General features: G+C 46.0%; 21 protein-coding genes, 2 pseudogenes and 1 riboswitch. All 23 genes and pseudogenes read left to right on the top strand.

The features are described from left to right. Nucleotides 1-290: 290 nt before the first annotated feature. The 23 genes and pseudogenes from V4U88_RS22860 (at nt 291) to V4U88_RS22750 (ending at nt 22,183) form a co-directional block, all read left to right on the top strand. Nucleotides 291-1,068 (top strand): annotated as a pseudogene (locus tag V4U88_RS22860) (recombinase family protein). A gap of 87 nt (nt 1,069-1,155) precedes the next feature. Further along, complete coding sequence (locus tag V4U88_RS22855) at nt 1,156-1,317, top strand: hypothetical protein (RefSeq protein WP_334075556.1); 162 nt, start codon at nt 1,156-1,158, stop codon at nt 1,315-1,317. 249 nt (nt 1,318-1,566) lie between these two features. Beyond that, entirely contained in the window at nt 1,567-2,802 is a 1,236-nt protein-coding gene (locus tag V4U88_RS22850; protein ID WP_334075555.1) for an IS110 family transposase, read from the top strand. 112 nt (nt 2,803-2,914) lie between these two features. Further along, on the top strand, nt 2,915-3,571 hold the full coding sequence (locus V4U88_RS22845; protein ID WP_334075554.1) for a hypothetical protein: 657 nt from the start codon (nt 2,915-2,917) through the stop codon (nt 3,569-3,571). 17 nt (nt 3,572-3,588) lie between these two features. Further along, a complete protein-coding gene (locus V4U88_RS22840; protein WP_334075553.1) occupies nt 3,589-4,095 on the top strand; it encodes a DNA polymerase III in 507 nt (168 codons plus the stop codon). A 475-nt stretch (nt 4,096-4,570) separates the two neighbouring features. Beyond that, complete coding sequence (locus V4U88_RS22835) at nt 4,571-5,071, top strand: hypothetical protein (protein ID WP_334075552.1); 501 nt, start codon at nt 4,571-4,573, stop codon at nt 5,069-5,071. A 16-nt stretch (nt 5,072-5,087) separates the two neighbouring features. Further along, nucleotides 5,088-5,339 (top strand): hypothetical protein, encoded by a 252-nt coding sequence (locus tag V4U88_RS22830; protein WP_334075551.1) that lies wholly within the window; start codon nt 5,088-5,090, stop codon nt 5,337-5,339. 9 nt (nt 5,340-5,348) lie between these two features. Next, nucleotides 5,349-6,050: a hypothetical protein gene (locus V4U88_RS22825; RefSeq protein ID WP_334075550.1), complete on the top strand. Its 702-nt coding sequence runs from the start codon at nt 5,349-5,351 to the stop codon at nt 6,048-6,050. Between the two features lie 77 nt (nt 6,051-6,127). Next, nucleotides 6,128-6,367: a hypothetical protein gene (locus V4U88_RS22820; protein ID WP_334075549.1), complete on the top strand. Its 240-nt coding sequence runs from the start codon at nt 6,128-6,130 to the stop codon at nt 6,365-6,367. Between the two features lie 902 nt (nt 6,368-7,269). Then, the gene (locus V4U88_RS22815; protein WP_334075548.1) at nt 7,270-7,746 is read left to right on the top strand and encodes a hypothetical protein; all 477 of its coding nucleotides are present in this window, start codon (nt 7,270-7,272) and stop codon (nt 7,744-7,746) included. A gap of 88 nt (nt 7,747-7,834) precedes the next feature. After that, nucleotides 7,835-8,113: pseudogene (locus V4U88_RS22810) on the top strand (polymorphic toxin type 43 domain-containing protein); the annotation flags it as partial. A 3-nt stretch (nt 8,114-8,116) separates the two neighbouring features. Next, entirely contained in the window at nt 8,117-8,635 is a 519-nt protein-coding gene (locus V4U88_RS22805) for a hypothetical protein (protein WP_334075547.1), read from the top strand. Between the two features lie 763 nt (nt 8,636-9,398). Then, nucleotides 9,399-9,704, top strand: coding sequence for a hypothetical protein (locus V4U88_RS22800; RefSeq protein ID WP_334075546.1), 306 nt, complete (start codon nt 9,399-9,401; stop codon nt 9,702-9,704). 21 nt (nt 9,705-9,725) lie between these two features. Then, entirely contained in the window at nt 9,726-10,070 is a 345-nt protein-coding gene (locus tag V4U88_RS22795; protein ID WP_334075545.1) for a hypothetical protein, read from the top strand. 74 nt (nt 10,071-10,144) lie between these two features. After that, a complete protein-coding gene (locus tag V4U88_RS22790; RefSeq protein WP_334075544.1) occupies nt 10,145-10,582 on the top strand; it encodes a hypothetical protein in 438 nt (145 codons plus the stop codon). A 208-nt stretch (nt 10,583-10,790) separates the two neighbouring features. Continuing rightward, nucleotides 10,791-11,117 carry a hypothetical protein gene (locus tag V4U88_RS22785; protein WP_334075543.1) on the top strand — a complete coding sequence of 109 codons (327 nt, stop codon included), beginning with the start codon at nt 10,791-10,793 and terminating at the stop codon, nt 11,115-11,117. A 90-nt stretch (nt 11,118-11,207) separates the two neighbouring features. Next, nucleotides 11,208-11,759, top strand: a complete 552-nt coding sequence (locus tag V4U88_RS22780) for a hypothetical protein (RefSeq protein WP_334075542.1) — start codon at nt 11,208-11,210, stop codon at nt 11,757-11,759. 12 nt (nt 11,760-11,771) lie between these two features. Continuing rightward, nucleotides 11,772-12,098, top strand: a complete 327-nt coding sequence (locus V4U88_RS22775; protein ID WP_334075541.1) for a hypothetical protein — start codon at nt 11,772-11,774, stop codon at nt 12,096-12,098. Nucleotides 12,099-12,507: 409 nt separating this feature from the next. Beyond that, nucleotides 12,508-12,708: a hypothetical protein gene (locus V4U88_RS22770; protein WP_334075540.1), complete on the top strand. Its 201-nt coding sequence runs from the start codon at nt 12,508-12,510 to the stop codon at nt 12,706-12,708. Nucleotides 12,709-13,364: 656 nt separating this feature from the next. Next, nucleotides 13,365-13,452, top strand: a riboswitch (cyclic di-GMP riboswitch). Between the two features lie 171 nt (nt 13,453-13,623). After that, nucleotides 13,624-15,384, top strand: coding sequence for a methyl-accepting chemotaxis protein (locus V4U88_RS22765; RefSeq protein ID WP_334075539.1), 1,761 nt, complete (start codon nt 13,624-13,626; stop codon nt 15,382-15,384). Nucleotides 15,385-15,407: 23 nt separating this feature from the next. After that, nucleotides 15,408-19,175 carry a non-ribosomal peptide synthetase family protein gene (locus V4U88_RS22760; RefSeq protein ID WP_334075538.1) on the top strand — a complete coding sequence of 1,256 codons (3,768 nt, stop codon included), beginning with the start codon at nt 15,408-15,410 and terminating at the stop codon, nt 19,173-19,175. A gap of 166 nt (nt 19,176-19,341) precedes the next feature. After that, on the top strand, nt 19,342-20,256 hold the full coding sequence (locus V4U88_RS22755; RefSeq protein WP_334075537.1) for an ArsR/SmtB family transcription factor: 915 nt from the start codon (nt 19,342-19,344) through the stop codon (nt 20,254-20,256). Between the two features lie 175 nt (nt 20,257-20,431). Further along, entirely contained in the window at nt 20,432-22,183 is a 1,752-nt protein-coding gene (locus V4U88_RS22750) for an ABC transporter substrate-binding protein (RefSeq protein ID WP_334075536.1), read from the top strand. Nucleotides 22,184-22,233 lie beyond the last annotated feature (50 nt).

Genomic DNA, 22,233 nt, shown 5'->3' with positions numbered 1-22,233 from the left:
CTAATAAGACCCTTGTTCCCACTGTGGGCGAGCTGAATAAAGGTGGTGTGACTTTAATTTTGAAATGAAAATTACCATTTGAGCTTTCGATTACCAATAACCCCCTGCCTCGACTGTGGGGAGGCTGAATAAAGGTCACCACACTTTAATTTTGGAATGAAATGATGCTTGAACTCCCCCACACTCGCGTACTATGATTGCTTCGATCAATAATTACCAAAAAATAGTAACCTAAATTAGGGGTTCGGTTACGGTAATTTTAATTATCGTTGCGATAGGGGGAGTTACGGTTGAACGTGATTGGTTATATTCGCGTATCGACGCAAGGGCAAGCGAAGGAAGGCTACAGTCTCACGTATCAGCGAGATGAGATCGAAGCGTACTGCGTCGCACAGGGTTGGAACTTGTTGCATGTGTATGAGGATGCCGGGATTAGAGGTGCGGAAGTAGACGAAGAAGCGCTGGAAGTCGAGCGGGAGGGCTTTCGGGATATGCTCGAAGCGCTGCCGGATGGCGGGGTGAGCTATGTGCTCGTACTAAATACGAACCGCTTGTGGCGTAGTGATATCGTGAAAGTGCTTGTTCACCGGGAGTTAAAGCGCTATAGCGTGGACGTAAAGAGTATCGAGCAGCCGACATACAGTATCCACCGGAAAGACCCGAGTGACTTCCTGATTAACGGGCTGATGGGAACTGCTCGATCAGTACCAGCGACTAGAGATTGCCCTGAAACTGGGGCGTGGAAGAATGAAGAAGGCACAGCAGGGCGGTTATGCCGGAGGACGCGCTGCGTTCGGTTATACGGCGAAGAAAGGACGGAAAGTAATCGAAGTAAACCCGCTCCAGGCATCGGCTGTGAAGCGGCTGTTTGAACTAAGGAAACGAAACCCAAGCATGACGCTGGCTGAGACAGCGCGACGGCTAAACGCCGAAGGATATACGACCCAGCAAGGCAAGCTGTTTACAAAGGTGCAAGTCAAGCGAATCCTTGACCGGAAAGAGCTTTATCAAGGCATGGTGTGCTATGGCAGCGTGAAGGTCACTGGGCTGCACGAAGCGATTCTTTGAGTCGGTGGTGGCGGATGAAGGAGATGGAGCGCTACGACCGTTGTGTTAAGGAGGAAGATTGGTATCTGGAACGACTGAAAACGCTGCGTGCCAGTACGCGATATTCGATCATATGTACCGCTATGGCGAGCGGTTCAAGATAAGCTGACGGCGGAGGATGTGCTGATCGTCATCGATCAATTGGAAGACGCGGTAAGATTGGAATTGCTTCATGTGCGACTTGGAAAGCCTGCCTGGCCTATGTGCTGAATTCGAACAAAACTAAATAGCTGACTGATGGAACGTGATGGGAATGAGATTTTGCTAACGTGTCTTTGCGGCTCGTCCGCTCGAACTGAGGATGCAAACTCATTGATCATAACGTTTCAAGCCGTCCGATGGGACGGTTATTCATGGGCTAGAGGTTGGCTTACGTTCCGTTGTGGCGTGTCCGCTTGTGCTAAGAATGCCTCTCCAGCATAGTAGTTGTCTCATCTCTATACGAGGAGTGAAACGAAGATGATTCAACCCGATAGATTGATCTATGTAGGCGTAGACCTGCACAAGCAGCATCATACTGCTGTCATGATTGACTGCTGGAGTAAGAAGCTGGGGGAAATCCGGTTCGACAACAAGCCGTCCGCCTTCCCCTTGCTTGTGAAGGAAGTGAAGAAACATACAAAGAAAGGCATGTCCGTTGTATACGGCTTGGAAGACGTGGGGGGATTCGGTAGAGCGCTTGCTGTTTATTTAACCGAAAGCGGCTGTTCAGTAAAGGAAGTGAATGCGAAGCTGGCGAATAACCGCCGTAAGAGTCACGTCACGGTTCAGAAATCCGATAGCTGGGATGCGGAATGCGTGGCGAAGGTACTGCGGGATGAACTGCCAAATCTGCCGGATGCGAAGCCGATTGACCTGTACTGGGCGATTAGCCAGCTTGTCACCCAGCGTAAATGGCAGGCCAAGAGCTTGTCGGGCATGGTGAAGAGGCTTCATCAGCAGCTTGGTTATCACTATCCGAGCTATAAAGCGTTCTTCTCCGAGATCGATGGGAAGACGGCGTTGGCCTTCTGGCATAAGTATCCTTCGCCAGTCCACCTGAACGGTGTGACGTTGGATGAACTGGCGACGTTCCTGCGGAAGCTGAGCAACTACGCACTCTCGACGAAGAAAGCGGATCAGATACTGACACTTATTGCGGAGGATGGCGATACGACGCGGGACTTTCAAGAGAAGCGCAATTTTATCGTGAAAGGGCTTGTGCGAAATATTCGCTTTTATGGGCGTGAACTGAGCCGTATAGAGAAGGAGATCGCAAGCCTAATGAAAGAGCTTGGCTTTCAGCTGGAGACTATGACGGGAATCGACTTGGTATTGGCTGCGGAGCTGGTGGCGGAGATTGGTGATATTCACCGCTTCGCTACTCCGGATAAGCTAGCGAGATTTGCGGGAGTAGCGCCGATAGCTGTAGGGTCGGGAAACAAGCACCGTCATTACAAGAGTAAGCAGGGCAACCGGGAACTGCATGATATTCTGAAAGCTCTCGCTATCCGACAGATCGCGGTAACTAGAACGAAGAAGGAACCTCGTAACCCCTACTTCCATGCGTACTACGAGCGAAGGATGGCGGAGGGGAAGACGAAGCAGCAAGCCATCGTCTGTATCATGCGGAAGCTAGTGAATATAGTCCATTACCTGATGCGGACGAAGGCGGCTTATGTGATACCGACAGTGCCTGAGAAGGACGCTGGGTGATATAATGGGAAAAGGCGGTAAAGAAGGTTTTATCGCCTAAATTCCCAGTTAGTAAGGCTTTATTAATTAGGATACGTATGAGGGGGAGCTTACAGAACCGCTAACATTAAACTTGTATACGTATGTCGTAAATAATCCATTAATATATACGGATTCAACGGGACATGATCATCGTGTGGATGGTGGCGGCAGTGGAGGCGGGGGAAATATTCGAGTCCCCAAATGGGTCACCTGGCCAAATGGAACGAGCAGTAAATCAAAAATAAAGCCAACTCCCACACCCAAGTCTCAAGTAAAGCCCACTACGAATCCTACAGTTAAAAATGACTTTTCGAATACAAAACTTCAAAAAGAAATATTAAATGAAAAGGCATACTATCGGGCGAAAGTTAGAGCTAAGTCTGAGGGGACGGGTGATGCTCCAGTTCCTACAAAGCCGGGTGGGGGAAGCAATCCTAGTGATTTTGTTAACCCACACTCTGAAAAGCATATGTATGACCCAAGTAGGCCATCAACTCCAAATCGTTCACAATATGGTGAAGATGTTGATGTTGGGAAATTAAGACAAGAAACAATGACTAATCCTGATAAAGCATATTCAAACTGGCCAAATCCTAATAACCCTAATACGCAAAGAATAACCAAGTATTATAAAGAGTTTGACGGGAACATTAGTACACCTGACACTCCGACAGGAAGTCATCGAGTCTTTGAAAACTTGGATGACCTTACAAGAAGTTCCCACTTCCCTTATGTTCCAAGAAAATAAATATTGGTGGTGTTAAGATGAATGGCATGCTATATCATGCTTACTTGCCCGAAGGTCATGAACATTATGTTTCCAAGGAAGTGATAATGTCGGGCGGTATAAACCATACAACAAAATCAAATAACCGATACAGCAATGGTGGCAGGGTTAAACTTGATGTAACTGAACGGTTTAGACCTTTGAATACACCAAATTGGGTTGATTTTAGAGAAGCAATCGGTGTTGATATGGTTAATCGGTTTACAAGGTCATTTTGCTTTCCTGAATTTACAAGTGAAATCTTAGTCTTTGATGGGGATATTTCTTTATCCATTTATGACCAAGCGTTTTATGAGGATTTGAAGGATACTGATGAGGAAGCACTTAATTTTGATACAGGCGAAAGTTTAGAACACTGGGTAAAACTGTATTGGGATAGTTTGATGACACTTGATGAATACAAAGGAAAGAAACCCTATCCTAAACCGGAAGTATTGGTTTTTGAACCAGTTCCTAAAGAGATTATCCAAGTATGTGAAGAATAAATAATGTCGACCTTGATTGGCTTCATGCCTTTCAAGGTTTCTTCTTTTGGAGGGGGTGGGTGACGAACGAACCTAACATTCAACCAATAGCACGAATAACCCATGTAATAGCTGTATAAAGATTTCGTCATTTCGGTTGTACGTACGTAAAGGCTTGAATTTTATACCCTAAGCAACGCTATTCCGTTACGTTGAACAGGTCGATTATGGTCAGATACCACCGTGATTGACCTGTTTTTTGTTATCTTCGTTTTCTCACAGGTTTTTGAAAATAATCGCAACTTTGCGAATACCTACCTCGATGGATATAGTGTCGAGAGCATCGCAACAATTTCGTAGGATAGTCCGACCACTATATTGTCAGGACTTAACTGAACAAACGGGAAGGTCATGTGTGAAAGGCTAGCCACCGAATCCCTCATTCCTATAATACAAGCGGCAAAACCGTCAAAAGTTTTGCTGGGTGGGGGAACGCATGAATAACGTACAACTTTCCGTCGATAAAATCGCTGTTGAATACCATGGAGTGACGGTCAATTTCTACAATCAACTGGCACTTTCATTTCGAGATTGGTTTGATATTGAGCCTGCCATACCATACAAGGGCTATGTCTATCATTGGAATCTAGCCCTTGATGATGCGTACCTGTACTTACGGTATCAACCTTGGTGGCAGAAGAAGTCAAGAAAGTACAGTCTTCGAATTGAAACCCATCCTGACCACTTAGTAAAGTTTCAACGGTTGCTTGATGCTCTGTATAGCCACGCGCAGAAGGTTTCCTTCTCTCGATGTGAATTGGCATACGATATTCCGTATCCGATGAATAATGCTTTCATTGCATCCAATACGGGGCGGAATATGAATGTCTATGAGGGAACTCGATACTATGGTCGGAAATTCGAAAGCAAAGACCATGCGTTTTGCCGTAATTCACGCTGGCGATGCCACAAATTAAAAAAATATTGCAACAGGTAGCCAAAGCAAGATTATTATGGAAAATCCTTATGGTTATGATCCTTTAAACCCTGAGATTTTACGGGTATTGCAAGAGGGAGGTACAATTGAAGTGACTGGGTCAAATGCAAACAGATTTTTTAATTCCATCCCCAGCAAAGCAAAAGAACTAGGTTTTCAAATAACTACTAATACTGTTCCTAATGTTGGACAATTTACTTATTCTAATGGGCAAGTGATACCAACAAGCAGAACATTTGAATTTATACAGTATATACTACAAAAATAGGAGGCGAACATGAATATCACATTGGATATTACTAAGAGATTTAATACACTTGTTAATCATGACAGTTTCTTTGACTTTGCTGCTATGAATCCAGTATTGTTTTTAAATTTTCCAAATGATATTCGTGGGAATTACGATCTTGAGCTTATGAATTTTGGACTTAATATCAGTAAAGAAATGGAACAGGAATTCATCAAGCATACTCCTTATTTTGACGATATTGTAAAATGTGAGTATGCCTATAAAAGTTTGGTCATCTTTGGGAAGGCAAAATTCACCTTTACTGAAATAAAAGGTGCAGACATACGGCTTTGCGACACAGGTGAAGTTGCAGAAAGCAGAGCATTGTACTATACGTGGCCCTATGAAGTCACGAAAGGCGATTATCAATTTTTATGTGGAGGACACTCACCATTTTCGCCTCATTATTTATTGTTGTATCTAATTGCTGATAGTAATACTAGAGCTACTATAACTTTTTCATCAAACAATTTTATACTCTTGGATTCACATTCAATTGAACTCGAGGAGTTCGCTTCTAGCAAACAGGCACCTTTTAGCTTTAAAGAAAATGTGACTGGCAAACATTTTTTGAGTAATTGTACAGCCATTCCAGGAAAAATGTTTGACTTTGATTTTCGGAACAAATATTTTGAAACTGTCTTTAAAGAGGGCTTTCATACTACAGTAGCGATTAAAAATGAAAAATAGTAAATACAACTTAGGTGACGAAAAAGATTCCATTAAAAGTAAACTAAGTAATGTTATAGTGAGGTGAACAGCTAAATATGGAAACTTTGTTTTTTAATTCACAATTGGCGATAGGGGAAGTAGTTCCGTTGATTTTTAAACATCTCAATGTTCAAAATGTGGCAGAAGGGGAGAACAGTTCATATCTGAATGAAATGTACTTTTCAGGTAGTGTTATCGGACTTGATATTAGGATTTCTGAAAACAATTACGATTACGAAGATAAATTTAATTATATGATTAGTATTAAAAAGTCTATTGGGACAGTTACTACTTAGGTACAACATCTTGGTTCGAGAACACCAAAACCTGCAGCATCTTGTGGTTTTCTATGCACAACGGGGAGAGTTGGAGGACCATTTACAGGCGTTTTGGCGACTTGAAATCAACATATGGTGCCGGAGTGACGGTTTAACGCTAAATCCACAATATAGGTACCTAAGTAGTAACATTGGGACAAGGCTAAAGAGCGAAGATGGGCTCTATTCTGTAGCAGAAATTGTCGCATCAGTAATCACAATGAGGTTGAATATAGAGGTAGCACTAGAGGGCCTACAAAGAGAAACCGAACCCAGATCATTACTGTTGTTCCGAAATAATGGCGGTGATTTATCAGTTCAGAAAGCTATCTCTTAATGTATTCTTCGGTGCAACTGTATCTTAGTGTTTAATTAGAGAAAGGGAAGCAAAAGTCCTCAATGTTGCTCCTAGAGCTCCCTAATCAAGATTGCTTACAGCCTGATCATAGCAGTAATCTCGTAATCCCAGTCACGCACACTGGTGTAGCTTTACTGCGTGGACATCACACCATTATTCAAGCAACAATCGTTTTGATGGGTAGGGGAAACACATGAATAACGTCTGACTTTCCAATGATAAGCTTTTTGTCGAATATCACAGAGTAAGCTTATAAAGTTGGTGATAATGGAGTAACTGTTAAATTCCCCGGCGAGTCAACGAGACCATATGTAAAGTCAAATGGCACTACTTCTCTTATTGATGAAATAATGAGTGCCAAAAAACCAATTCCTGATCCAGGGGGATTACCCAATGGAGTAAGGTGGGATGTTCAAGGAGCATATAATGGTAAAAGTGGGGTATGGGAGCTTGTGATCGATAAGGATACAAATACAATAGTTCATTTTCTATTCAACTCCAAGAAATAGGAAGTGGTGAGTTAATGAAATTTAAATCAACTGAAGATGTAAAAATGATAGTCGGCGAATTAATTTATACAAAAGATGATTATTCCTTTGACTTTGAACCTAACGTAAGTGCCGATTTTGCAATATTAATCGGGTATATTAATATAACCTTCGACTCTACAAGCAAAACGGCAAAACAAATATGGGGTTGTAATCCTTACTTGGGTTGGGCAAATAGGATATTGACTCCGCCAAAAGCAAAACAGCTAGGACTAATGATACAAGAAGAAATTGAATCTGGGGATGTATTAAGATTAGTTGAAGCTGGTGAATGGGAAACCTATTTCGATGAAAAGAGTGGGTGGGTTTGTATAGGGGATGTTTCAACCTTAGACACAGATGATGCAATTGAGTTTGCAAGAGGTATAGTAGTTGTATTGCAAAATGGGTTTATAAAGTCTTTGTGGTTAAGACCCAAAATTATGCAAAACGAAGTAAGTGAAAAAGAATGATATGAAAATTAAAATGAGCTATTAATTGGACAATGTTGTTATATAAGTATTTGTCCTACCCGGTAAACCGTGAAAGGGGAGCCGGGTTGAATTTGTGTTTGACCCTAAAACGAATGCTTTCGCTGTCGGCAAACCTAACAGTAGCTCCTTTACTGGATCACCACACCAAAAGTTAGCTGAAACAATAAATGCTGATTATAAAACTGTAGTGGGTGGTATGTTTAATAGAGGGACTAAAGGAGAAATATTAACTACTGAAAATAGTGGTCATTATGGTCAGAACTGGACTGCTGAAGTGAGAAAACAATTTGAAGAGGTAATGAGGAATTACGGATTGCCTGTAAAACATGAAGTATGGGGTATGTAAACTATGAACAATCATTTGAAATTACTAATTAAAAGTCACGTACCATTTGACAAAATAAAAATTTCTTATATGGTAAACACCGACATAAAAGTAAATTGGTTTCCGCTTATGTCATTTGGAGAACATAAAACAGTCATTGGACTATCCACTGATGCTCATTGGGTAATTAACGATAAGCAAGGAATAAGGATACTAGATGAATCCTGGAAATTTCTTCGCTTATTAGTATTATTAGAACAACCAAGCAATACAGTCCATAACTCTTTAAAGGAAGCCCTAGCCAGCTACAATATAATTGTTAATGTAGAGGATGTCTTTCCTTTTATTGAAGTTGTAAAAATTGGTTTTGAACAAAAATCAGACTATTGGGTAGAACTAGCATTAAACTGGTTTGAAGAATTGTCTTCAATTCAACAAAGTGAACCATTGGATTCCTTGTATAAAATTGTAAATGCACATTGGGCTTCACAAAAGTTACGTCATAGAGTAAGAAAGATGATAAGGAACATTGAACAAAAATAGTTATTTTTCAAACCTTGATTGGCTTCGTGCCTTTCAAGGTTTTTCTTTGGTGGGGGTTGCTCAGTGCGTGAAGTTATTCATCCAACAACGGTTATAATTCATGTAATACCTGTATACACCTCTGCGATCCAAGCTTATCTTCGGTGGAGAAAACAAGAACAAACGTCATAGAGCTATCTTACGTGAGCAAAACAAGGTCAAGGTTGTCTGATGAGGCACTAGCTTGTATAGAGCTGTTGGCCCAAAGGAATTCTATGAGGTAATGGAGACCGACAAGTTTAATGTAATTCCGGAGGGTTTAGGTGTTATTATTGAGGTCAAAGTACCAACCTCACAATTGAATAAGTTGGCAGATTTCACAGAAGTGGACAAATTAACGTGTTTTTTTGCAAACTGCTTCCAAAGTTATTGGTAAGAGAGAAATAAAACAATTTTTTATAAAATGATATAGTACCTTAATTGGTTGCATTTTTTTCAGTGAACAGGTTGATTATGGTCAGATACACCATGATTGACCTGTTTTTTTGTTATTTTTTAATTCAATCGCAACAATAAAATGCTCCACTGCGACATGGAAGAGGGGAAGGGGCTGCCTTATATCAATAGTTCAACTTATAAGCCAAAGCCACCGACTCTCACAACGATTATTCAAGCGGCAATCGTTTTGTTGGGTAGGGGAAACGCATGAATAACGTCTGACTTTCCAATGATAAGCTTTTTGTCGAATATCACAGAGTAAGCTTATAAAGTTGGTGATAATGAAGTGACTGTTAAATTCACCGGCGATCTTGATGATTTTGCAGCAGGTCAAGGAGCTAAGACCTGGAGGGACTATCCTAACCCTGAAAACTGGAAGTCAACCGTATTAGATAATCTGAACAACCCAAATGTACAAATTAAATTTAATCTTACTGGTGTGGACAGTCCATGGGCTTCTGTATCGAGGGCAGCAAGGGGAGCAGGGGGCGCAACTGATTGGGAACTACTTCAAATCAAGTCAAGTCCCCAAGCATGGGGCAGAATTACATGGTATGAGAATGGTAAAGTAGTTTCGAATCCATTTGAATAAAAAAGGAGAAATGAAACAACTATGATACAATCTTTTGATAGTCGAGATTTTAAATTTTGGCATTATACCATTAGTCATGGACAATTACTCATAAGAAGTATTAAAAGTGCTAGTAATGCAACGAATATTGATATCATGTTTTTTGATGTTGATTATGTAGAAATACCTCGAAACCTCCCTAATTTAAAAATTGAAGAGGCAGGGGATGATGATGTTCTTTATATTAAGGAGAAAATCCATAAGTCTGTAAAACCTGAAAATATCACAATTCTGTCCTCTAATGATAAGCGTTATTTGGTAGTTGCAAGTATTATGAAAATTGATGAGAATGAATTAGATATGTTTGAATTGCCGTTTACCAAGTAAAACTTGAATTTCATTTACATCTTACTTCAACGGAGTTAAGTATAATAAATTCCGGTGGAGACCACCCGTGCCAAATGAACCTATCATTAAACTCCCAAAAGAATGATTTGGAATCAGAGATGAATGCCTTTTACAGCAAGGAAGCATTGTTGTACGGAGGATATTTGATCCAAAGCGACTTTACAGAAAAAGCAATAACAGCCCAAGCGATACTGGAATCGGCATTGCCGATTGCGGGGTTCGGTATTTCGAAGGGGATTGCCCGATTTAGCCCTAAAGCGGTTCGGAATGTTTCTGGGGAGATGGGGGAAGCAGGTACTGTCGGCGCAATGAAAGCTAGAAATGTCAAACCACTTGACGATTTAGTTAAATTGCCTGACGGGTCGATTGTTACACAAGGAGGAAGAAAGCTCACACAAGGACAAATTGATGAACTTTCTAAATTGGATTTAAGCAGATGGAATCAAGGTAGTCACGATTCAATAGCAGATACTTTTCTTAAACATTATTGAGAAGCATGGACGTGAAGTAGGTGCAACTAGTTTTACTCAATACTTTAACAAAGCAAACGAGTTCTCAAGGAATCTTAAAGGCAGAGGTGTTCCAGTAGATGGTTATACAGAAGGTGCTATGAAGTATTACAATAAAGGAAGGGACTGGGAAAGATATATAATTGTTGATCCTGACGGGAAGATTATTTCTTTTGGTGCGAGGTAAAAAATGGGGAATAATAGTTGGAAAAACATTCAGGTTACTGGAGTTTCTAGTATTGAAAAGTGTGTTGCGGAATTTGATGTTACACAACTAGATGTTCCATCAGGCAGATTTCGAATAAGAATCTATGAAAGTATGAGTGGGAAGTTCATGGGATTTACTAACTTGAAAATCAAAAGTTCATTCGATGGTTATCCTGAGGGGGGGGTTGGCAATGGGGATTCAATAACAGAAGCTTTACAAGATACAATTAATAACATTATGGAGAAACTTTCTGAGAACAGGGTACTTGATGACAGTGATTTTATTTTTGTAAATTACAATGAATTTTAATTGAATAGTTATAGTAAAAAGAAACCTTGGTTGGCCTTGCAGCCTCCAAGGTTTTATTATAGGAAGTGAAAAACAAGCATTATTTTACCAATGACATACCAAGACAATGATTTGGAATCAGAGATAAATGCCCTTTACAGCAAGAAGACGTTGTTGTACGGAGGATATTTGATCCAAAGCGACTTTACAGAAAAGGCAATAACAGCCCAAGCGATACTGGAATCTGCATTGCCGATTGCGGGGTTCGGTATTTCGAAGGGGATTGCCCGGTTTGGCTCTAAAGGGGTTCGGAGTGTTCCTAAGGTGACGGGTGAAGCTCCTGAAAGTTTAACTAGCTTGTATAGAGCCGTTGGCCCAAAGGAATTCTATGAGGTAATGGAGACCGGCAAGTTTAATGTAATTCCGGAGGGTTTACAGGCAAAACAATTTGGATTAAATTTTGATGAAACATTGAAGTTTGCTGATAAGTTCAAAGATATAGGTGCTATTATTGAGGTCAAAGTACCAACCTCACAATTGAATAAGTTGGCAGATTTCACAGAGGTGGACAAATTCATTTTTAAAAATGGTACAGTGACAATACACGTTGATAATTTAGATGAGTTTAATAAGATTATTCAGGATATCTCTCATAAGTATTGAAGGAGTGGTTGAATGTTAGTACTTGAAGCAAAGGTGTCTTTTGATAGACCCTCAGATAACCCTACAGCACTACAAAATGACTTGAATGCTGAGAATATAATAAGACCTGTGATAAATTTTGGAAATAATTTATTATTTTCAGGCACTCTAATAGTAAAAGAAGAACTAGCTAAATTAATTAGAGGTGAGGTTTACGATGTGATTTTTGAATTACCGACGGTTGAAGAAGAAGAGTACAAACATATTGAAAATTTGGTGCGAGTTGGAAACGTGTTTTTTTTGCAAACTGCTTCCAAAGTTATTGGTAAGGGAGAAATAAAACAATTTTTTATAAAATGATTTTATAAAATGATATAGTACCTTAAGTTAGTTGCATTTTTTTCAATGAACAGGTTGATTATGGTCAGATACACCATGATTGACCTGTTTTTTTGTTATTTTTTAATTCAATCGCAACTATAAAATGCTCCACTGCGACATGGAAGAGGGGAAGGGGCTGTCAAAAAATCTTCCGCAATATATCGGCTGGATAGTCCGACTATAATAAATGTCAGGACGTAACTGAACGCATCCCACGGTTGCCCTAATCCTTATAACAATAGTTCAACTTATAAGCCAAAGCCACCGACTCTCACAACCATTATTCAAGCGGCAATCGTTTTGTTGGGTAGGGGAAACGCATGAATAACGTCTGACTTTCCAGTGATAAGCTTTTTGTCGAATATCACAGAGTAAGCTTATAAAGTTGGTGATAATTGGAGTGACTGTTAAATTCCCCGACGATCTTGATGATTTTGCAGCAAGTCAAGGAGCTAAGACCTGGAAGGACTATCCTAACCCTGAAAACTGGAAGTCAACCGTATTAAATGTCGGGATTGTGGAAGGTTATAATTTTTTTGGGGATGGTTTTGATAAAAATCCATTTGAGTATGTTCCAGTCTCAGAGTAATTTTTGATTCAAGCCAAGATTAGTTAGAGATGAGGTTTACGAGTGGCGTTGGGCAAGGATATGAAATGGTTTCGGAGATACGTTGCCAATACACAACTGTAGATATAAAGCCCCACCGTCAGAGTCTCATCATTAATGGGAAAATCTCCCGTTAATGTACCGCTATTGGCTCTTCAATCGGATTTAGCTGGAAAAACTCCATCTATTTCACGGCCCTATTGCCGATATCCACAATTTCAGGCGAATTAGCGGGAGGTTTTCCAGCTAATTCGCCTCTGCAGCCGCATACGCACCAAATTAACGGGAAGAATTCCCTTTAATTCGAACCAAACATTAGTTGCGGGTCAACAGTGTGAAAAGAACCATTTACACCGCTGTCTAATATGCAAATCATAGTTCAACCTGTGTAGCTGAAATTGAAGTTCAAAAGTTGATTGACTTGCTCAACACCTTGTTTGGCTTCATGCCTTTCAAGGTTTCTTTTTGCGTATAGTGACGTAAGCACGGGGGTTAACGCCCCTTGATTTATAGTCCCAAAGACACAAAACGGAAACCCAATTGGGTTTTTTTTCATGGGAAAGTATTGAAGGATGTAGTAAAATTGACCTGCGCATCAACCGATACACTATTTATGGGACTTATTCTCAAAATTTGATATTTCTTTTTGGCAAAGCTGTCGAAAGGCAGTGACGCAAAGCTATAGGGACTACCTCCTGTCATAGGAAATGTCAGCCAGTTGCTCTTTGTTTGCGGCAGCCTATGGTTTTTTTACTGTGGGCTGTCTTTTTTTGCCCATTTCAGGGACCATTCTGTCGTTTGGGGAGAGGGGATGATAGCGGAATTTGATTAAAATTTTTAATAAATCAAACTTTTACCCAGATATAAATTACAAGAAAGAAAGAGGAGAAACAGGAGATGAAATTACCCCGTCTTGTTGGCGGTATGCGCCAATGGAGCATTGTAACCAAAAATATGGTATTAGCGAGCTTTTCGATTTTGATGACAGGCGTTATTCTCATTGCGTCGAGCTTTTATATTCAGGGGGAGGTTCTGACAAAGCAGTTGGAGTCCGATTCAAAAGCGGTGATGGAAGCCTGGTCGAAAAAGATCACCCCGGCGGAAGCCGCCGAAGCCATGAAAAGTACGGACCGGAATTCACCGATTCAGCAAAAGCTTACGGTGATCTTCGATGACTTATCCGCGACCCATCCGAACGTGGCTCAGGGTTATATTTTCGGCTCGGAAATCGTAAATAACAGCACGCTGATGATCGCTTTCCCAACGGCCGTTCTCGATATGTTCGAAGGAGAGGGCCTGCATTTAGGTGACCAGCTTGGACAGCCCCCGCATCATATCAAGGGCGTTCAAGAGATGTTAAAAACAAAGAAGCTCACCTTTACGAAACCGTACAAAGATGCTTACGGCACCTGGCTGACCGTACTTTATCCGATCCAAGATGAAAGCGGCAAGATTTTCGCTTATATGGGGATGGATTTTGACGCAAGCGTCATTTTGCGGGGACAGCAGGATTTGTTGAAGTACACCTGCCTCGCTTTGGTGGTTATTTTGCTGCTGGTGCTGACAATCCAATACCTATTTACAAAGCGGACCTTCGCGCCGGTAAAAGATCTAATGCATGCCCTGGACCAGTTGAGCCAGGGTGATTTCAGCGTGCGTCTGCAGGAGAGTCAAAGCGAGCTGGGACAGGTCAATGCGAAATTCAATTCCACCGTCGCCCATATGAACGAATTGGTCTCCACCATTAAGGCGGTTTCCACTCAGTCAGCCGAACAGGCGCGTGTCTTGTTTGCGGCCTCGGAGGAAAACCATAAGACCTCGACGGATATCACGAATCATATTGAAGAAATCTCGGACAAGGTGTCGATGCAGAGCAAATCGATTACGGAGAGCGTGACATCGCTGGAGGAAATCAATTCGGGAGTTTCCACGATCGCAGGCAGCACTTCCGCCTTGTCGGAAGCCTCGGTGCAAATGAAGGATCAATCCGAGCTGGGCGGCGAGAATATCGGCAAAGTCATAAAACAAATGGATTCGATTCGGGAATCGGTACAGGATTCCGTCGCCTCGATCGAGCAATTGCGCAAACGTTCCGGTGAAATTGAGGAAATCGTTCAAGTGATTACCCAGATTTCGGCCCAAACGCATCTGTTGTCCCTCAATGCGAGCATCGAGGCTGCGCGGGCCGGCGAGGAAGGCCGAGGCTTTGCCGTGGTGGCCAATGAGGTCAAGAAACTGGCGGAGGAATCGGGCAGCTCGGCGGAGAAGATCGCCGATCTCGTTCACTATATCCAGAACGAAACACTGACCGCCGTCAAGGCGATCAGCGAAGGGGAGCGGAACGTCAAGGCGGGGATCGATGTGGTGAAAGAAACCGGCGAGCTGTTCTATAGCATTTTGGATGCGACGGATTCCATCACGAGCCAAATTCAAGAAGTGTCCGCGGCCACGGAGGAAATGGTGGCGGAGACCGAGCAAATTACCGCGACGATTCGCCAGATCGCCGTATTGGCCGAGCGAAATGCCGATGTATCGGAGTTCATCAAGAACAGCGCCCTGGAACAGCGTGCCTCGGCGGGTAAAATCGTGGATTCGGCCGAGAGCTTGAACGAGATTTCCGGGAAATTGGAGAACATGGTGGAAGAGCTAAAAATATAGAGAGAAAACAAGGAGCTGAGTGAGTGGATACTTTACTGACGGACCGCAAGGTTCGGGACTTTTGGCTAAATGAACTGCAGTTGCCGTTATCCGGTTTCGATATTTATACGGATTCTCCCAAAGTGAATTACGAAGGTGATTCGGCCACAAGCACTCATAGGTTGGTCCTGCCGGAGGACGCTTTGTCCCGGATTAGCAAAGATCGCGACTTGGAAAGCTGGATGCTCACCTGTTATTATGTGTTTTTATTTCGCATGAGCGGAGAAACGGATCAGATTGTCGGAGTAAAAAATTCGGCAGGCGATCTTCTTCCGCTGCGCTTGAACTGCGATGGAAAGACGTCCTTCCGGGATCTCTACCGGGTGGTAAGGGATAAGCGGGCAGCTATGAACGACGTCTATATGCCGCTGAAGGATATCGAGGAAATGATCGGGCATTCGCCCGTGTTTTATACCGTGTTTGGAACAAAACCAGGAGCGGACGGTGCCGCCTTGAGAGGGGAGTCCGCAGGAAGCGCCTATTTGCATTGGCAGTTTGCTTGGTTGAACGGGGGCGGGGAGCTTCGGATCGGTTACGAGCGCCATCTGTTCAAAGCGGGGACCATCGCGAAATTCGCCGCCCATTTCGAATGGATCGTGCGCGCTGTTCTGGAGAATGAAGAACAGGCGATCGGAGCTATTCCGATATTGACGGCCGACGATAAGCTCGCCTACGCGGAACTGAACGACACGGCCAAGGTCTGGCCTTCCCTTCCGGTGAGCATCCCCGGGATGCTGCGAAGCACCGTGCGGCTTCATGGCGACCGCGTAGCTTTGTCCTCCGGGGACCGAAGGCTGACCTACCGGGAGCTGGATTGCGTTTCGAACCGCTTGGCCCGGATGCTGCTGCAGCGCGGGCTGCAAAAGGGCCAGTTCGTGGCCATATTCATGGAGCGCAGTCTGGATGCCGTCATCGCCATGCTCGCCGTCTTGAAGGCAGGCGGCGCGTACATCCCGCTTGATCCGGAGCATCCGGAGGATCGGAACGCCTACATTATCGCCGATACCCGGACCGGCATTGTCCTGACCAAGGAAGGATATGCGTCCCAATTAGAGACGCTTCTGACGGCCGCGGATCGGGAGGTATCCACCCTGTATCTGGATCGGCAGCTTGATGAGGACGATGCCGAGCTTGACCCGGCGTACCTGACTTCGGGAGATGATGTAGCCTATATCATTTACACGTCGGGAACGACGGGAAGGCCGAAGGGAGTTCTTATTCCTCACGCGGGGATCCTGAATCTGGCGATGGCCACGGTGGAGCAGCTTGGACTGCGGGAAGAGGACGTTATTCTCCAATACTCCACCTTCAGCTTTGACGCCTCGGTTTACGATATTTATAGCGCCATTTGCTGCGGCGCCCGGCTGCACCTGCTCTCGAACGAGCAGCGGTATTCGGTCGAGGCGTTCACCGCGGCGATTGAAGAAATGAGCGCGACGCGCATCGGCATTTTGCCGACCGTATTCTTTAACCAACTATCCGCTTATTTAAGTGCGGAGGAGGCTTTAAAATACGGTAGGATCCGCAGCTTCGTCATCGGCGGCGAAGCGCTCCCCGGCGAATCGGTACGGTCGCTGCAGCGAAAGCTGCCGCATCTGCCGGTCATCGTGAATGCTTACGGGCCGACGGAGGTCACCGTGGCGACCACGACGCATTTGATGGATAGCCCGGTCCCGGAGCATCTGAACACCATCAGCATCGGCAAACCGCTGGCCAATTACGAAGTGTTGATCGTGAACGAGCTGCTGCAGCCGTGCCCGGTCAACGTGGCCGGGGAGCTGTTGATCCATTCCGTAGGCCTGGCGAAAGGGTATTTGAACCAGCCGGAGAAGACCGGGGAGGCCTTTATTTCCGATCCGGTCAACCCGGGGTCGGACAAGCGGTATTACCGCTCCGGCGATCTGGTTCGCCTGCAGCAGGACGGCGGCATCGAATACGTCGGCCGGAAGGACCTGCAGGTCAAAATCCGGGGTTACCGGATTGAGATCGGAGAGATCGAAGAGAATTTGATCAAGCATGAGGCTCTCAAAGATGCGGCGGTGATCGTCAAAGAGGACGAGGCCGGGGAAAAGGAGCTCGTCGCTTTCTACACCTCCAAAAACGAAATGCCGGTGGAGAAGGCGGAGCTCGTTGCCTTTATGAAATCCAAGGTGCCGGCTTATATGGTCCCGAGCCATTTCATCTGGCTGGAAGCGATGCCGGTATCGCCGACCGGCAAAATCGACCGCAGGAAGCTCGGCCTGCATGAACTGCCGGAGGAGGAAGGGAACGGAGGGGCCGATGCGGCTCCGCCCGAGAACGAACTGCAGGCCGAAATCGCGGCGGCTTGGGCCAAAGCGCTGCGGCTCCGCGCGGTCGGCATCCATGACGATTTCTTTGAAATCGGCGGCCATTCGCTAAAAATTCTGGAGACGCTCGTGCTGTTGAAGCCCCGTTTCCCGCAATTGAAAATCAACGACTTTTTCGCTTATCCGACGGTAGCCCGGCTGGCCGAACGGGTCACCGAGTTGGCGCAAGCCGCCGCGTCAGGGAAAGGGGCCGCCGCTCCCGGACTGACGGGCGAGACGGTGGATCTGGCCGAAACGCCGCGCCAATTTGGTCCGGGATCTTTGACCGGCGGCAGCCCTATACGTCAACATCACATCCTCTTGACCGGGGCTACCGGGTATCTCGGTTCCTCGCTGCTGCATGAATTGCTGCGGACGTCCAAAACGACCGTGTACTGCTTAATCCGGCCAATGCATGGCCAGGATGCCTATGAACGTTTGCAGCGAGTGATGGAGGGTTACTTTGGCTCCGATGGCGTGTCGCGGATGGAAGGCCGCGTTGTTGCCGTACAGGGTGATCTGGAGCAGCCGGACCTCGGACTGGTTGGTCCGGTCCGCGAACTGCTTCTGGCGAGAATCGACTCGATCATCCACTGCGGAGCCGAGGTGAAGCATTTCGGCGAGGCCGAGTACTTCCACCGGGTCAACGTGGAGAGCACGGACCGCCTGTTGGCCTTGGCCCGCGGGAGAGAGGTCCGCTTTCATTACGTGTCCACGCTCGGGATTCCTGAGGATCTGGCCATGGCCGGGCAATGGGAAACGTTTATCTCGGAGGACGGATACCGTGATCCGAGCCTGGATACCGGCAATGTGTACACCAACAGCAAGCTGGCCGCCGAGCGGCTGGTCGTCCGCGCCTGCGAAGAGCAAGGCGTTCCGGCGACCGTGTATCGCGTCGGAAATCTGTCCTGCCATTCGGAGACCGGCGCTTTCCAGCGGAACATCGACAATAACGCCTTCTATCGGATGCTGAAGTCGATGCTTCTGCTGGGGAAAGCGCCGAGCGTCAGCTGGCAGGTCGATCTGACGCCCGTCAACTTCGCGAGCGGTGCAATTGCGGCCCTGGCTCTGCAAGAGCGGACGCCCGGGCGGCTGTTCCACATCTGCAATCCAGTGCAGCTGCCTTATGCGGAAATGGTCGACTCCTTCCGCGCCCTCGGGTACCGGATTGAGCTGCTGGATTGGGCCGAGTACGAATCCTGGCTGCTCGATGCGACCCGGCCGAAGGACCAGGCGGGGCTGGAGCTGGCGATAGCTCAACTGGAAGGAGACGGGGCGAAGAACTCCCCGTTCCGGTTTGCCTGCCCGCAAACCGTCGAGTACCTGGAGGGTACGGGGATCACCTGTCATGTTCCCGATTCGGAGTACATCAAGCGATTGGTGCAATATGCGACAGGTGTAGGGTATTTCCCGAAATCTTCATAAGGTCGGCCGAATTAATGAGAGTATAGAGGTGACGGATGCTCTTCCTGAAATGAAAGTTCGGGAAAGGGCATCCGTTTTTTTAACGCAGGCAGCGACCGGCCCTTTTAAGGTTGCGTGCATGCCGAACCCGCAAGTTATAATAGATCCAGAAAGGGGCGTACGACATTTGACCTACCAACTGGATATCGAGTATAAAGCCATATACGAACTTGCGAATAGTCTTCATACGTATATTTGCCGCAAGTCGCACAAGAAAATCATGCTGGCCCCTAACTGGGTGAAAGAAGTCGGGAGGACCTTAACTCCGGAATTTGCTTCACTGCTCGGCCGTATGGAAGTGGATGCGGATTGGAAATGGACCTATTTGCTGCTTTATTTATGCCGGGAAGGGGAGCATGCCGAGGACTTCCTGTCCTGGCTGGAGGGGAAATCCGTGGGCGACCTCTATGAGCTAATGGCGGAATACGGTCAACCCTTTCCGAAGGATATGGGGCAATTTCGCTCTCGCACGCTATCCATATTTCCCCAATGGAATGAACAATACTTTAAGCATACCGATTCGGCGATCCGGGAGTCGCTTCGGCTGGAAGCGGAGCGCAGGAAGAAAGAATTGGCTGCGCAAGAGCGGCACGGCGATTTGGCGGAGCGCATGACCCGTGGCCTGGTTTTTGAACCCAAGGAAGGACTGGAGCGGCTCGTATTGGTTCCGCAGTATCATTTTCAACCCATGAATGTGATTTATCATTTCGGCAAAATAACGCTGTGCCATTACTCCGCGAGAGTATCCAACGACAATCCGTCCGCATTCCCTCAACCCGAATATCTTACGATTCGCGCTTTGGGGGAACAGAACCGGTTGAAAGTTCTGCGCTTGTTGCACGAGGGTCCGAAAAGCTTCAGCGAGATTGTCCGCCACCTAAACATCTCGAAGGGGATTACGCATGACCATATCTCCAAGCTGAGAACGGGCGGCTTGATCCGGGCTCATATCGAGGGCGAAACGGTGACCGAATACAGCTTGCGTCTCGACTCGTTGGAGGAGTTGCAGAAAAAACTCATGGCCTATATTACCAACGAATAAAATGGATATGTTAGCCACCGCTGCCAAGGCAGGGTGGTTTTTTGTTTTGTAAAAAGAGAAATAAGGTAAAGTTCTCTATTTACAGAACTTACCGGCGGATCTATAATATGCATTAACAATTACATAGTTATCTCATCGGAATTAACCGAAATATACAAGAATAGGGGAGAAGGAAATGAAAAGAAACAGGATTGCCGCATTAACCGCAGCCGTATTGATGAGTTCGCTGGTGTTGTCCGCATGCAGCGGAGGAGCTTCCGACGATAAGGGCCCCACTGGCAAAGCTGCGGCCGCCACATCGGGCAATCCATCGGCGGTGACGGCGGAAGGAGGCGCGGCCTCATCCGGAGATGCCGGCGGAGTCCTCTTGGCGGCCGATTTAGCGAAGCTGCCGGACGTGGCTAAACAGCGCACGGATACCATTATCGTGGGGCTCACCGATCCGAGCGGCGCGTTCACCCCTTATTTCCACCAAAGCGGCTATGACGGCAATGTTTCTTCCTTGCTGTATACCCCGCTCGTAACGGTGGACGACAAAGGATTGCCGAAGGCGGGACTCGCGGAAAGCTGGGAAATTTCCGAGGATCAACGGACCTATACGTTTCATCTGCGGAAAGATCTGAAATTCAGCGACGGTTCTCCGTTGACGGCGGAGGATGTGGCGTTTACCTGGACGCTTCTGCACGATAAAGCATATGACGGAGACGCGCAGCTCCCCACGCTTCAAATCGAGGGCGGGGCGGCCTATAAGGAGGGGAGGGCCCCCGCGATTTCCGGAATTACCGTCGCGGATCCGCTGACCGTAACGGCGAAGCTGGAGAAGCCGAATGCCATGGCCCTTGTAATTTTGGGCGGGGACGTTCTATCCAAGGCTTATTACGGCAAGGATTACAAATTCGGTCAGTTGGACTACATCAAAAAGCTGCACGAAAAGCCTCTCGGCAACGGGCCTTATGTGCTTGAGAAATTCATTCCCGGACAGGAAGTAAGGTATGTGGCCAACGAGCATTATTATGCCGGCAAGCCAAAGACAGCGCGGTTTATCTATAAAACGTCCGAAGGGGATACTTGGCAGTACCTCGAGACCGGTGAAGTGGATTATGCTTCGTTCAGTGCGACGAAAGAGAATATCGATAAGCTCAAAAGTTTGGGCTTCGTCAATATACTGCCTTATACCCCGAGCACCTACGGTTATCTTCAATTAAATCTGGAGCACGACCAGCTCAAGGATAAGAAGGTTCGGCAGGCTCTCACCTATGGTTTGGACCGGCAAAGCATTTATGTGGATGCGAACCAGGGAGCCGGCCAGGTGGCCAACGTCCCCGCTTCGCCGATTTCCTGGGCTTATACGGAAGAGAGCATCAATGCGTATCCTTATGACCCGGTGAAAGCGAATCAGCTTCTCGATGAAGCCGGTTGGGCCAAAGGCCAGGGCGGGATCCGCGAGAAGGACGGAAAGAAGCTGTCGATTCACTTCCTGGGCACCAAGAACGCCCAAACGGACATTTTTATTGCGGTCGCCAAGGAAAATTTCGATGCCATCGGCGTTGAATTCGTACCTGAAATTTTTGCCGACTTCAACGCCCTGGTTTCTAAAGTCGAAGGCGGCGACTATGATATCGCTTCGTTCTCCACACCGATGCTGACGGACCCGTCGGAAGGGGTGCTGCAATTTGTGGACGGGGAAATCAAGGGCTACGACAATCCCAAGGTGAAGGAGCTTTATGACAAGGCGCTCTCAACCACCGATATCGGGCAGCGGAAGGCCGTTTATCAGGAGCTGTTCCAACTGTTGAACGACGAGCTTCCGGTTATTTTTACAAGTTACAAAAAGACGGTTTACGCCTACAACGGGCGCATTCAGAACCTTTCCGTCAGTCCGTTCACCGGCTTGTCCTCCAGCTTGCCGAATTGGGAATTGAAATAAAAATAGGCCGTCGCTCCGGTTTTTGGAGTGGCGGCTTACATAAGGGGCCG

Source organism: Paenibacillus sp. A14 (assembly GCF_036864815.1).
Classification (GTDB): Bacteria; Bacillota; Bacilli; order Paenibacillales; family Paenibacillaceae; genus Fontibacillus; species Fontibacillus sanfengchensis.
Note: the sequence above shows the minus strand (reverse complement) of the source record. Positions and strands in the feature narration are given on the sequence as shown.